The following is a 12,562-nucleotide window of genomic DNA, read 5'->3' on the forward strand; positions in this document are numbered from 1 at the left end:
TCCCGCAAGGGGCGATCCGGATTAGGCTCAAGCCGGAAGGGAGCAAACTATGCCGCGTCGTATCGGGACCTGCCTCTGGTTCGAGAACCAGGCGGAGGAGGCCGCAAAGTTCTACGTCAGCGTCTTCGACGAATCGAAGATCATTGATGTCTCGCGGTTTGGCGAGGGCGGCCCGGGAGCCGCGGGTGAGGCAATCGCCGTCGACTTTGAACTGGAAGGGCGCCCGTTTACGGCATTGAACGGGGCCCGCGGGTCCAGCTTCACCGAAGCCGTGTCCTTCGTGGTGGACTGCGAGGACCAGGCCGTGGTGGACCGGTACTGGACAGCGTTGACCGACGGCGGTTCGGAAAGCATGTGCGGCTGGCTGAAGGATCGGTACGGGGTGTCCTGGCAGGTGGTGCCTTCCGTGCTTCCATCGCTGATTGCCGGACCGGACCCGGAGGGCTCCCAGCGGGCAATGCAGGCCATGCTCGGGATGCGGAAACTGGATATCGCCGAACTGCAAAAGGCCTACGAAGGCTGATAGATCAGGGTTCCCGCCCGCCGCATGCCGTGTATACGTCTGCTGATTGCGCCGGCAGGGGAGGGGGAGGGGCATGGAAGTCCAGGCTACTTTGGAGGTTGCGTGAACAAGCCGCTCTGGATCTGCTGCCTGGTGGGTGCCGCCATTGGCATCACCCTCGGCCTCGCCGTCTTCGACAGCCCGGTTGTCGGTTTCGCCGTCGGCCTGGGACTTGGAGCCATCGTGGGTGCAGGAATCGGCACCAGACAGCCGTAACGGTGATTCGGATTGACCATGTGGCCTGCTGCCCGCAGCCGGGCTGCCTGTGTTCAAGTGGCGGCAGGCCACTGCGGGGCAGCCAGGAGGCGTTCCGGGAGAGCGGTGAATCCACGTTACTGGCATCCCTGCGGATCTAAGCCGGTCGTATTCTCTCGAGAGTCGGATGAGGAACAGAGCTGGGATAAAAGACCACGTGTGCGATAAGCGGTCAGCCGGTATCGTCTCGGAGTAGCAAGGACGGCTACTAGTGGAAGCGATCGACATGCGTGGAGTAGGGCCCTTTTCGCAACGGCAAAAGCTGATAATGACGATCGGGACGTCTAGCTTGACCGCGCTTGCGTTTATTACGTTTGTCGTGCACCTAGTCACAGGTAGCGGCGAATGGCCGTTTTATGGATTGTGTGTTGTAGCTGGAGTAACCATGGTCGTTTGGGTCCGAAAGGCTCCGACTACTGGTGCTCGAGGATGACCGGTCTCGGTTTGAGCCTGTTCGCGATTGGCGCTGTTGGTTTGTTGGCCAGCGTCGTTTATGCGCTCATCGATAAGCTGAAAACTGGGGTCCTGTTTCGGCGGAAGAAACTTCTACTCCCTGTGGCGTTCGGGTCGGGTGCGCTTGGTCTGGTCGGCATGCTGATCGTTTATTTCTCCCAACAGCCTTGAACGGATGAGGCAGGTGGTTCCCAAGCGGTTGCCTCAGGGTCTGGTTCTGAGGTTGACGTAGCGGGACCAGGCGTCGCCTGCCGCGTCTGCGTGGAGAAAGGCTACTTGGTGGCTGTATCCGAGTGCGTCCGCGACCAGTGGCGGTGGTGAGACTAAGAGGTGTTCGTCGAGGGCCGTGTTTCGTGCGCCCCGAAGGTCGATGCCCAAGCTTCGGAGCCTATCCATGATGCCGTTTGGGTGAAGTGGTTGTCCGGCCCGGGTCCCCGGGAAGAGCCAGGGGCTTTGTGCGTCTGATCCTGTTCTGAGATTGGGACGGCCTGCAAGGTGCTCTCGAAGCAAGTCGGCGAAGGGTTCGGGAATGGGCACTGGGTGCGGGCCGAAGGTGATCCGCATGTTCCCGGTGCTTTCATTGGTTTCGATAGCGTCGGTCCGGAGTTTTGCGACCCGAACGAGCGGCTGGGCATAGAGAAGCAGCAGGATGCCGGCGACTCGGTAGGGCAGGGACTCGCTGGTGCCGGTAAGCAGTTCCCGGAGCCAGGCCACGCGCTGGTCCTGGGTGATCGCGGGGCGGGTTTTGGCTGCGTAGTGGCCCATGTCCACTCGGTGGTTTTTGCCGGTGTTCTTGATGAAGACGATGAAGGTGCGGATGGCTTTTCTTGTCGTGGGACCGGTTGCGAGCCAGGTTTCGATGTCTTGCTGGGTGCAGCTCGCAGCCGTCCGCTGGTGGGTTTCCCAGAGCCAGTCCAGAAACTTTACGGTTTCGGTGATCTCTTGCTTGGCCGAGTGGACCGGGGCTTGGGCGCTCTTCTCCGGTGTTGTGATGGACCGGATGCGCCGGAGGTGATGCCAGGTGGCGAACTGTGCGACGGGTTTGGCGACCTCCTCGGGCAGGTGGCGGACCTTGTCGTCAATCCAAGTTTCGAACCGGGCCAGATACGGGTCTTGGTAGGGGAGGAGTCCATGATGAATGAACAGGGCGCGCAGGTGATTGGCTTCGCGGCTGGCTGACTTAGCCGCGGCATCGAGTCCTTCGTGCGTCAAGGGGGTTTCCCCGCTCGATAGAGAGCCGAGGAGTGCTTGGACTATGAGGGAGCGCTTCCACGTGATGATGCTCTCGGGCCGGTCCGCTTTGCAAAGGGCCTCGACGATTTTGCCGGCGGTGTCCGGGTCGACGGGGTGCTTTACCACCGCCACCCGCACCCACGGGACCTGCCCGGACTGCGGCCAGCATCGACTGTTGCCAGGCCCTCCCGCGGCTGCCGGAGGGCCCCGCTGCGCGCCCTGCGCCGGCATCATCCACGACTTCCACTGCACCCGTTGCAATACGGAGGGCGAGTTCTACCGGCGCGGCATATGCGCCCGCTGCGCCCTCCGGGAGGACCTCAACGAACTACTGCTCAAGCATGGGCCGCAGATTTTCCCTTCGGGCCAGGTGGCGCGGGTTTTACCGGCGGCCCGGCCGCAGCGTGCGCAGGTAGCAGTCCCGGTGGTGCGGGGCCGGCCGCGGCTGGTGTTGCGGGGGCTGAGACCTTCGGGTTTGTCAGTGATCATTGTCGATGATGCGTGCGCGCCGTGGTCTGACGGTGCGGTTTAGGTCGACGACGTTGGGGGCGCTGGTGCCGGTTTTGCGTCCGCGGACGTCGGCGGCCGTGACGGTGATGAGGTCCTCGGGTCCGCAGGAGAAGATGTCGCAGATCGCGGCGATGACCTGCAGTGCGACGCGTTCAGGTTTCTGGTTGACGAGCCGGTAGACCTGTGGTCGGGACAAGGTGATCCCGCGCTCGGCCAGCAGTGGGATGAGGTCGGTGGTGTTGTGAAGTCCCCGTGCCGCCATGAGCTCGGAGAGCCGCCACTTGTATTCAACTTCGCGTCTCACCATTGACCTCGCATCTGCACGCCCAGGACTTCATCCAGGGTGCGGTCCAGCGCAGCCCGGAGGGTCGTGTTGCGGAAGTCGTCGCTGACGAACTGGTAGATCCCGGTGGTGGAGGCGTGTTCGTGGCCCATCTGATGTTGCACGAATCTAGGATCCCATCCGTCCTCCAGCAGGTGCGTTGCATAGGAGCGCCGGAGCGAATGCAGGTCCAGGCCATCCATTGGCAGGCCCAGCTCGTCGAGGTAGCGCCGGAGCCGGCGCAGCAGGGTGGATTCACAAATTAGGCCACCGCGTTCGCTGGGGAACAGGTCCAGGGTGTCGAGCGTGCCTCGTCCGTTGGCGAGCCAGTCCTCGAGGACGCCTGCGGTCCAGTCGAAGACCGTCAAGACGCTGCGGGGTTTGTGCGGGGACCCCTTGCGGGATTTGCCGAACCGGACCTTGCAGACGCCTGCCTTGCCGAACCTTCGTGCTTGGGGGTTGGCCGCAAAGTCGATGGTTTGCAGGTGCCGGAGTTCGTTGAACCGCAAGCCGTACGAGTAGGCGACTTTCAGCATGACGGCGTCCCGGTAGGCTGCCTGCCAGCCTTTCTTGCCCGAGGCGGCGATGAGTTCGACCTGGTCGTCGGCGTGATCGAACAGCATCTGCAGTTCCGTCTTGGTGAAGGGCCGCTTGGAGGCGCGTCCTTCGTACTCCTGTGTGTGGGAGGCGGTGTTCCAGTCAAAGAAGACCTGGGACGGGTGTGTGCCGAAGCGCTGTTCGCAGACCTGGTCCCAGCCGTAGTCGGGGTTCGACACGTAGGACGTGAACCGGCGGAGCGTGGACTGGTAACCCCGGATAGTGGAGTGCGTCAGCTGGTGGATTGAGCGGAGGTCACCGAAATACTCCTCGACGTGCTCCGGTGCCCAGTTCCAAGGGAACTCGTTCACATGGTTGACGAACCTGCGGACACTTGCGATTCCCTTGTCGATCGTGTCGAACTGGAGGTTCCTGGAGAGCTGCTGGTTGCGCCACCCGGTCAGCATGTCCTCGAGCGTCTGTTCCTCGGGATGCAGCAGCTGCACCGCGCTCAGCTGCAGCACACGCCCGGACGCGTCGACCGCCATTCTCACCCCGCTTTTCCCTCGAAGTTGTGCTCAAATCCTGAATCAATGATTCATTAAATGCATCATCAGCACAAAACTGCAGGTCAGAGGCTTGTCATGACTGCTTAAAGGTTCAGCCGTGCAGCTGCCGGACAGCACCTGACCAGCTGCACATCAAAGCTTTCGCGTCGAATGTTCCGCGGAATCTCAAGGAAGTTAGAGATCTGCTCGCGCATCCGGGGGATCGGGACGATTGATTCATCTGATGCAATACGCAGAGTACTACTTGACATAATGTAGATTATCGGCGTTAGAGTGGGACGAGTAGAAGTAGATGAGAGAACTGGTCCCGCATAGTTTTTTGGTGTTTACGCAGGTCAAACGGCTCCATTGATGCCTCAGCGGCGACGGGCCTGAACGAGTCGCTACGCGCAATGGCGTGGGATAGCGGCCTAATCTCTCACTAAGTGAGAGATTTTTGCGTACAGTTGGATCAGTGAGCATCGAACCTGGGCGCATTCCGGCCTTTCTGACCAACGTCAATGTCGGGCTGCTGCGGGCCGAGGATCGAGTTTTCGAGGCGATGTTGGATGGCTGGCGTGCGCAGATGTTGGCGCGTGGCCTGTCGACGTCGTACATCAAGAGCTCGTGTGGAACGGTCCAAAAGTTTCAGGAGCACGCCAATGAGTATCCGTGGACGTGGTCGGCGCATCACGTAGATGAGTTCCTGGCTGACAGGCGCAGCTCTGAGAAAGGTCTGGCGTTATCAACCCTGAGGGCTAATTCCGGGGCGATCAGGGCGTTCTGCTCGTACCTGACGGACGGACGCTACGGCTGGGCGTCATTCTGCGAACGGATCTTTGCCGACATTCCGGTACAGGTGGTCTTCGAGTGGAACTCACCCCGACACACGACCGATGATGCCGTGCCGGCACGACGCCGGGCCTTCACGCGGACCGAACTGCAGACCTTCTTCGATGCCGCCGACGATCTGGTCGACACTGAGTTCGCCAAGGGTTCAAAGCGATGGCTTCCGGCGCTGAGGGACTCGACGGCGTTCAAGGTCGCTTACGCCTACGGGCTTCGCCGGCGTGAACTGGTGATGCTTGAGTACGTTGATTTCGGCCCTAACCCGCACGTTGAACAGTTTGGACGCTTCGGGGCGCTCCAAGTGCGCTGGGCAAAGGGCACCAAGGGTTCAGGGCCACGTCGCCGGACCGTGCTCACCGTCCCGGAATTCGACTGGGTGGTGGGGCTCCTTGAGTACTGGCTCTCCCCTGACGGCCGTAAACGATTCCCCACCGCTGACCGGTCAGCCAGCCTCTGGCCATCAGAGCGCTCCGGCTCCACTGTTTACCGCAACTTCGACCGCTCTTTCCAGCGGGTGAGGAAAATCGCCGGGCTCCCGGAAGAACTGACCCTGCACACGCTGAGGCACTCCTACGTGACGCATCTGATCGAGGCCGGTTACGACCCCTTGTTTATCCAGCAGCAGGTCGGGCACAGTTACTCCTCCACCACAGCCCTCTATACTTCCGTGTCGGCGGACTTCAAACAGAAGACCATCCAGAAAATGATCGCCCAGCGGCTGCGCAGCGGCGTCACTGATGAGGGGAACGGCCATGGCTGAACAGCGACGGATTGGCTACCGCTGGAACCTCCGGCAGCTGATGGCCCAACGCAACCTCTGGAAGACCACCGAGCTTCTCCCCCTGCTGAAATCCCGGGGTATCAATCTCTCCAACGCCCAGGTCCACCGGCTCGTCACCGGAACGCCGGAACGCATTCCAGCCCAGACCTTCGCGGCGCTCTGCGACATCCTGGAATGCACGCCCAACGACCTGTTCGAACCCTACGTGCAGATGCGCGCCGCGAAGACCGCCAACGCCCCGAAGAGGCCAGAGGATCTTGGGATCACCCCCGGCGCGCCGAGCGCGCGACGGATCCGCGTGCTGCCACCGGATGAAGATGCCTAGGCCGCGAAAAGCCGGCGACCCCATCAAATGGCCCGAAGCATGCGGGCGCTGCGGCGAACACCATCAAATCGCGGTCCGCTGGCCGGACGGCGGAATCTGCGGCTACTGCTACCAGCAGGCCAAAAGAACCCGAGGCACCTGCGCCTGCGGTCACGAGGGCGTCCTGCCCGGCCGCGTCGACACGCTGCCGGCATGCCGGAGCTGCTCCGGAGTCCAGCTCAACATCGACTGCATCGGATGCGGGAGCGAGGATGAACTCCACTCAGGGAACCGATGCTGGTCATGCATCCTCGCCGCTACCGTCGACAGGCTCCTCAGCCCACTGGACAATCAGACGCCCTCCCCCGCGCTTCAAGCAATCGCCACAGCCTTCAAGTCCATGAAACGGGCCAACAGTGGCCTGACCTGGATCCAGCAACCACACGTCACTGCCTTCCTCCAACAACTGTCGGCCGCGCCTGTGATCACACACGCACGTCTCGACGAACTGCCGGCCTCCCGCACCCGCGAATACGTCCGCGGCCTACTCGTTGAACACAACGCGCTGCCGCGCCGCGATGAGCTCAGCGCAAGGTTCGGTGAATGGTCCGACCAGGCACTCGAGCGGATCACCAGCCAGAACCATCGGGACATCATCCGGCGCTACATCCGCTGGCACCACCAACGCCGGATGAACCAGATGGACGAGGTCACCCAAGGCACCTTCCTGAGGGCCAAACAGTCAGTCACCGTGGCTATCGAACTGCTGAACTGGCTCACCGAACGCGACACTGAACTCGCAGAAGTGACCCAGGCGCACCTGGACCGATGGCAAGCAGAAGGCCCGACGACACGAGGCATTGCCTCATGCTTCCTCGACTGGGCAACCAGAACCAGCCTTATCGATCCCTCAGTGAAGCTGCAGCCCCACCGGCGCGGCACCAGCCCACGACTCGACGCCACCGCTCAGACCGAGCTCGTTGCCACCGTCAGCCACACGATCGACATGAACCCGAGGGACCGCGCCGCAGCCATCCTCATCCTGGTCTTCGGCCAGCAGGTCACCAACATCGTCCGACTGACCTGGGACAACGTCACCGTGACAGAGGACCTCGTCAGCATCACCTTCGGAACCGTCGAAATCGCACTCACATCACCGCTCGATGAGCCATGGCGCGAACTCGCAGCCACGCCAACCCACCACCAGACAGCAGCGCACCCCAACAGCAACTGGGTATTTCGCGGCGGCTCACCCGGCCAGCACATCCAAGCCTCAACCCTCACTCAACGGCTGAGCACTGACTTCAGCACCCGAGCGGCCAGGCTCGGAACCCTCCACGAACTCACCAAACTCGCCCCCGTTGCAATCATCGCCGAAGCCCTCGGCTACTCCCCGGCCACGATCGATCGCCACGCCATCGACTCATCAGCCAACTACGCCCAATACATCGCCTCGGCAGCGGCGACCAGGAAGGCACCGAGATGATCCGAATCTCCAAGCGATTCCAGGAAGCTGCGCAGAGAATCCTGGACGGTGACGAATCCAAGATCGCTGCTGCGGCGTTAGAAGGCGTCCTGCTCGATGAATATCTAGGCGAAGAAGACATGGAAAATCTACTCTTCGCTCTTTCCCTTTACGCCCCGGGCGACGGCCCTGAGTATTTTGACGGCCCTCAACTTCGTAGGACCCTTCAGGAAACACTCAGCAACGTCCACTTCCCCAGACCCAAAGAGCAGCCTTAACAGACAACGTGCCGAGAAAACGTCCGCATGAACGGGCCAACTCGTCCCACATCAACACGTCCCGCTGCCAGTCCGCGAATTGTCCCGGGATGGGTCTGGGCCTCTCGATCCTTAGTGCGCTGGAGCCGTGTAGCCACAAGCAATTCCGCAGGTCAGCGGCGCATGCCATTGTCTTAATGTGGGCCCTGGTTAAGAATGGGTCAATGACGGTCTATGTGCGATCACTTGAAACTGCGGTTCCCAAAACCATGCTGGTCCAGTCTGAAGCCCGTGACGTCTTCGCCGCCCAGCCAGGCCTCACGAGGCTGGGTTCGCGGCTGGTCAATACCTGCTTCGACTCGGCTGCCATCGATACCCGGTTCACAGCTGTTGAGGAACTGACCAACGACTTCCGCTCGGACGACCCGCAGTTCTACGACCCGTCCTCTGGCCTTCTCCTGAATCCGAGCACCAAGGTCCGCAACGAAATCTTCGCCCGTGAGGCCACCAAACTGTTCGTGGCAGCCGCCCGTGCAGCACTGGACGCCGCCTCGGAATTCGATTTAGTTGACATAACTCACCTCGTGACCGTCTCCTGTACGGGTTTCTTCAACCCCGGACCGGACTACAAGATCGTCCGTGAGCTTGGCCTGGATCCGGCGGTCCAGCGTTACCACCTCGGTTTCATGGGTTGTTATGCCGCCTTTCCCGCACTCCGCGCCGCGAAGCTCTTCTGTGAGGCTGACCCGAACGCCGTGGTCCTGGTGGTGTGCGCCGAACTGTGCTCGCTGCACGTGCGGACCTCGAACGACCCCGACACCATCATGGGCTCCGCATTGTTTGCTGACGGTGCGGCCGCCGCCGTGGTCACGGCCCGGCCGGATGCGGCGGAAAAGGCACTCCTGCGACTGGACCACTTCGAAACTGTGCTCACGCCGGTTGGCGAGGACTCCATGGCCTGGAACATCGGCGACAATGGCTTTGAAATGGTGCTCGGCAACTACGTCCCGCACATCATCGACGACCACATTGTGGGGGCACTGCAGCCCCTCCTGGCGCAGGAGCCTGAACTGGCAGCACTCCCCTACACGTCCATCCAGCACTGGGGCATCCATCCGGGCGGGCGCAGCATCCTGGACAAGGTCCAGTCCCGGCTCGGCCTGACCGACCCGCAACTGGTGCCGGCCCGCGAAGTCCTGCGGAACTACGGCAACATGAGCAGCGCCACCGTGCTCTTCGTCCTCAAACACATCTTGGAACAGGACGTTCAGCCCCAGGACGGTGCCGGCGGCGGGCGGATCTGCTCCATGGCATTCGGGCCCGGCCTCACCGTGGAGACGGCCCTGTTCACGAAACTGCGGCAGGCGCCGGCGGACACTGCGGCAGTCTCCGGCGGCCGGGCAGCGGAGATCCGGCAGCCGCTGGCGGCGGAAGCCCCGGTGGCCTGACCGGCGTGGATCTGCCGATGCGGAAACGTGACGCCACGGCTGTGGAGCTGATGGACCTGCCTGACTGCGACGCCCGCCGGCTGGACAACACCTACCGCCAGTTCGGCGTCGTGAACCGGGTCCTCGGCGGCTGGCGGCGGCTCTACCGGCGGGAGCTCCGTCCCTTGCTGGCGGTACAGCCGGTCCGGGTCCTGGATATTGGCTCCGGCGGCGGCGACCTTGCCGTCATGCTGGCCCGCTGGGCCCGGCGCGACGGCCTCAGCCTCTCCATCACGGGAATTGATCCCGACCCCCGTGCAGCATCCTTCGCGCAGAAGCGGCCTCCCGTACAGGGCGTCGAGTTCCGGCAGGCACACAGTGCGGACGAGGTGGTAGCCGGCCGGACATATGACGTGGTGATCTCCAACCACGTCCTCCATCACCTCCCCGCGGAGGAACTGCGAACCCTGCTGGCGCATTCGGAGGTCCTCGCCGGGACGAAGGTCCTGCACAACGACCTCCGCCGAAGCCCCGCAGCCTTCACCCTGTTCGGGATGGCAGCCCTCCCCTTTCGCGGCTCCTACATCCGCGTGGACGGGCTGACCTCCATCCGCCGGAGCTACACTCCTGCCGAACTTTCCGCGCTCGCTCCCCCGGGCTGGACAGTGGAACGCAGCGCCGCTTTCCACCAGGTCCTCACCTACCGCCAGGGGTAACCATGAAAGTGGATGTAGATGTGGTGGTGGTGGGCGGCGGTCCGGTAGGCCTGTACCTCGCGGCGGCGCTTCTCCAGCAGGGCATCAGCGTCCGGGTGCTTGAGCGCCGGCAGTCCCGTGACCTCCACTCGCGCGCCATCGGCATCCATCCCCCGGCGCTCGATGCCCTGGACGGCATCGGTGTTGCTTCCGCCCTGGTGCGCGAAGGCGTTCCGATCCGGACCGGAATGGCGGTCAGCCGCGGAAAAACACTGGGCGTCATGGCGTTCGACGGCGTTTCGGACACCTTCCCGTTCGTGCTGGCACTGCCCCAGTTCCGGACCGAGCAACTTCTGGAGACCCGCCTTCGCGCATTGGACAGCGGGGCGCTGGTACGGGGCGTGGAAGCCACCGGAGTGAACGACGACGGCGACCACGTCACCATCGAGGTGCAGCGGCCGCCGGGCACGCCGGCAGGAGCCACGTCCTTCAGCGCCTCGATGGTGGTGGCCGCAGACGGCGCCCGGTCCAGGTGGCGCGGCCTCCTGGGCGTTCCAGTACACAGGAAGACGTATCCGGACCACTACCTGATGGGGGATTTCGCCGATTCCGGCCGCCACGGGGACATGGCGGTCCTCTTCCTGGAGCGCGACGGAATTGTCGAGTCCTTTCCCCTGCCGGGCGGAATCCGGCGCTGGGTGGTCCGTCTCGGCCGACCGGCAGAAGATGCACGGGCCGTGGACCTCGCCGGGATCGTCGCGCAGCGCACCGGTATCCTGCCCGACGCCGGGACCAACAGCATGCTCAGCGCGTTCAGCGTGCGCTCCACCCTCGCGCTGAGAACGGCGGTGGGAAGGGTGGTGCTGCTGGGCGATGCCGCCCATGAAATCAGTCCCATCGGGGGCCAGGGCATGAATCTCGGCTGGCTGGACGCCCGGGCCCTGGTTCGCTCCTCCTGGAATCCCTGGCAGGAAGGCGCACGGACACCGAATTCACGCGGTTCGAGGCGGACCGGCGCCGGGCTGCGCAGCTGGCCCGCCGGCAGTCGGAAATCAACATGCTGCTGGGACGCCCGCTGCCGTCGCCCCTGGTGCGCTTGCGGAATGCGGCCATCGGCGCCGCCGCCGCAACGCCGGCCGTGAACGCCTGGGTGGCGCGGCGGTTCACCATGCAGGAGGAGCGGCTCCACTCCGGCAACTCGTGCAGGCTTACCGGAAGTAGCAGTCGTAACTGTCCTGGCTGACGATCAGGCCGTCGCTGACTTCGAACACCGAGGACGTCCTCGCCCGAATGGTTTCCCCAGCATCCCAGTACCGGAGGTCCATCAGGACAGTGGCGGACCAGTCCGCTTCCACGGCCACCCTGCCCTCCTCGCACGTGGTGCGGCGGATGGTGAACTTCTGGTCCCGCACCACCGTGGAACTCTGGTCGGCGCCGGCGAGGACATCTGCCAGGGTCCGGGTGGCGCCCTCGGGAGCGAGCAAGTGCGGAGCCTCCACCAGAATGAATGACTCGGCAAGGAATGGCTTGATGCCCGCCGCTCCCCCGCCCGCTTCCAGCACCTTGAGGAAACCCAGGACGCAATCGAGCGGCGACGCGCCGGGCAGAGACGAAATGGCCATGACATCGACAGTAGCCCAGCCCCGCTGCCCAGTAGGCTTTCGTCATGACGCCAAGCACGCCCGGAACGGCCATGACCGACGACCAGATCCGCGAACTGGTGGAGCAGATCCTCTCTGCCGGGATGTTGCCGCCGATCGTCCAGGCCGGCCACCCGGCGCTGCGCCAGCGCGCGGCGGCCTACAACGGACAACTGCCCGCGGACCAGTTGGCCCGGCTGATTGAGCTGATGCGCCAGGTCATGCACGAGGCACCCGGGGTGGGGCTGGCGGCGCCGCAGCTTGGCATACCGCTTCAAATTGCGGTCCTTGAGGACCAGTACGACGTCGATCCGGAGGCAGCCGCCTTGCGCAACCGGATCCCGCTGGAGTTCCTGGCCATCCTCGATCCCCGGTACACGCCGCAGGGCAGCGGAACCGCCGCTTTTTACGAAGGATGCCTCTCCCTGAACGGGCTCCAGGCCGTGGTGGCCCGCCCGGAGAACGTGCTCCTTGAGTATGAAACGCCCGACGGCGCGGCGGTGCAGCGCCAGTTTTCCGGCTGGCAGGCCCGGATCGTGCAGCACGAAACCGACCACCTCAACGGGATCCTCTACATCGACAGGGCCCAGCTGCGGTCCTTGAGCAGCAACAGCGAGTACGCGGCGCATTGGGCTGCGCCCGGAATCGGCAGGGCCCGGGAGGGCCTCGGCTTTGACGACCAGCCGGCGGGCATCAGCGTCAGCTGACGTCCGGGCCGGAGGGG

The 12,562-nt window shown here is 63.6% G+C and carries 15 protein-coding genes; 11 read left to right on the plus strand and 4 right to left on the minus strand.

All coding sequences use genetic code 11. From position 1 onward, the window contains the following. Positions 1-49: 49 nt before the first annotated feature. From ACPEE0_RS09590 to ACPEE0_RS09600, 3 genes are all read left to right on the plus strand, one after another. Positions 50-523, plus strand: coding sequence for a VOC family protein (locus ACPEE0_RS09590; RefSeq protein ID WP_009359038.1), 474 nt, complete (start codon positions 50-52; stop codon positions 521-523). Positions 524-625: 102 nt separating this feature from the next. Further along, on the plus strand, positions 626-778 hold the full coding sequence (locus tag ACPEE0_RS09595) for a hypothetical protein (protein ID WP_009359039.1): 153 nt from the start codon (positions 626-628) through the stop codon (positions 776-778). A gap of 468 nt (positions 779-1,246) precedes the next feature. After that, positions 1,247-1,441, plus strand: a complete 195-nt coding sequence (locus ACPEE0_RS09600; protein WP_009359040.1) for a hypothetical protein — start codon at positions 1,247-1,249, stop codon at positions 1,439-1,441. Positions 1,442-1,474: 33 nt separating this feature from the next. On the opposite strand, the gene ACPEE0_RS09605 is transcribed toward ACPEE0_RS09600, so the two are convergent. The 3 genes from ACPEE0_RS09605 to ACPEE0_RS09615 all read right to left on the minus strand — a co-directional run bounded on the left by ACPEE0_RS09605 (position 1,475) and on the right by ACPEE0_RS09615 (position 4,420). Then, on the minus strand, positions 1,475-2,737 hold the full coding sequence (locus ACPEE0_RS09605) for a recombinase XerD (RefSeq protein WP_424574410.1): 1,263 nt from the start codon (positions 2,735-2,737) through the stop codon (positions 1,475-1,477). Between the two features lie 244 nt (positions 2,738-2,981). After that, the gene (locus tag ACPEE0_RS09610) at positions 2,982-3,320 is read right to left on the minus strand and encodes a helix-turn-helix domain-containing protein (protein WP_235047031.1); all 339 of its coding nucleotides are present in this window, start codon (positions 3,318-3,320) and stop codon (positions 2,982-2,984) included. Beyond that, positions 3,314-4,420: a tyrosine-type recombinase/integrase gene (locus ACPEE0_RS09615; protein ID WP_009359043.1), complete on the minus strand. Its 1,107-nt coding sequence runs from the start codon at positions 4,418-4,420 to the stop codon at positions 3,314-3,316. Before ACPEE0_RS09615 ends, ACPEE0_RS09610 begins: the two co-directional genes overlap by 7 nt. Before the next feature lie 475 nt (positions 4,421-4,895). On the opposite strand from ACPEE0_RS09615, the gene ACPEE0_RS09620 reads away from it, so the two are divergent. The 7 genes from ACPEE0_RS09620 to ACPEE0_RS09650 all read left to right on the plus strand — a co-directional run bounded on the left by ACPEE0_RS09620 (position 4,896) and on the right by ACPEE0_RS09650 (position 11,340). Beyond that, positions 4,896-6,029 (plus strand): tyrosine-type recombinase/integrase, encoded by a 1,134-nt coding sequence (locus ACPEE0_RS09620; RefSeq protein WP_009359445.1) that lies wholly within the window; start codon positions 4,896-4,898, stop codon positions 6,027-6,029. Further along, positions 6,022-6,375 carry a helix-turn-helix domain-containing protein gene (locus tag ACPEE0_RS09625; RefSeq protein ID WP_009359444.1) on the plus strand — a complete coding sequence of 118 codons (354 nt, stop codon included), beginning with the start codon at positions 6,022-6,024 and terminating at the stop codon, positions 6,373-6,375. Before ACPEE0_RS09620 ends, ACPEE0_RS09625 begins: the two co-directional genes overlap by 8 nt. A 460-nt stretch (positions 6,376-6,835) precedes the next feature. Continuing rightward, positions 6,836-7,840 (plus strand): hypothetical protein, encoded by a 1,005-nt coding sequence (locus ACPEE0_RS09630; protein ID WP_354176861.1) that lies wholly within the window; start codon positions 6,836-6,838, stop codon positions 7,838-7,840. Continuing rightward, positions 7,837-8,097, plus strand: a complete 261-nt coding sequence (locus ACPEE0_RS09635) for a hypothetical protein (protein ID WP_035753857.1) — start codon at positions 7,837-7,839, stop codon at positions 8,095-8,097. Before ACPEE0_RS09630 ends, ACPEE0_RS09635 begins: the two co-directional genes overlap by 4 nt. A 203-nt stretch (positions 8,098-8,300) precedes the next feature. Beyond that, a complete protein-coding gene (locus ACPEE0_RS09640) occupies positions 8,301-9,524 on the plus strand; it encodes a type III polyketide synthase (RefSeq protein ID WP_009359442.1) in 1,224 nt (407 codons plus the stop codon). A 17-nt stretch (positions 9,525-9,541) separates the two neighbouring features. Next, a complete protein-coding gene (locus ACPEE0_RS09645; protein WP_009359441.1) occupies positions 9,542-10,219 on the plus strand; it encodes a class I SAM-dependent methyltransferase in 678 nt (225 codons plus the stop codon). A 2-nt stretch (positions 10,220-10,221) separates the two neighbouring features. Next, positions 10,222-11,340, plus strand: coding sequence for an FAD-dependent oxidoreductase (locus tag ACPEE0_RS09650; RefSeq protein ID WP_424574411.1), 1,119 nt, complete (start codon positions 10,222-10,224; stop codon positions 11,338-11,340). Positions 11,341-11,406: 66 nt separating this feature from the next. Here ACPEE0_RS09650 and ACPEE0_RS09655 read toward each other — a convergent pair whose 3' ends face one another. Further along, positions 11,407-11,820, minus strand: coding sequence for a nuclear transport factor 2 family protein (locus ACPEE0_RS09655; protein WP_009359438.1), 414 nt, complete (start codon positions 11,818-11,820; stop codon positions 11,407-11,409). 44 nt (positions 11,821-11,864) lie between these two features. Between ACPEE0_RS09655 and ACPEE0_RS09660 the strand changes: the two genes are divergently transcribed. After that, on the plus strand, positions 11,865-12,545 hold the full coding sequence (locus ACPEE0_RS09660; protein WP_424574412.1) for a peptide deformylase: 681 nt from the start codon (positions 11,865-11,867) through the stop codon (positions 12,543-12,545). Positions 12,546-12,562: the final 17 nt, after the last annotated feature.

Origin of the sequence: Arthrobacter sp. SD76 (assembly GCF_049726125.1) — a bacterium.
GTDB classification, from domain to species: Bacteria; Actinomycetota; Actinomycetes; order Actinomycetales; family Micrococcaceae; genus Arthrobacter; species Arthrobacter nitrophenolicus.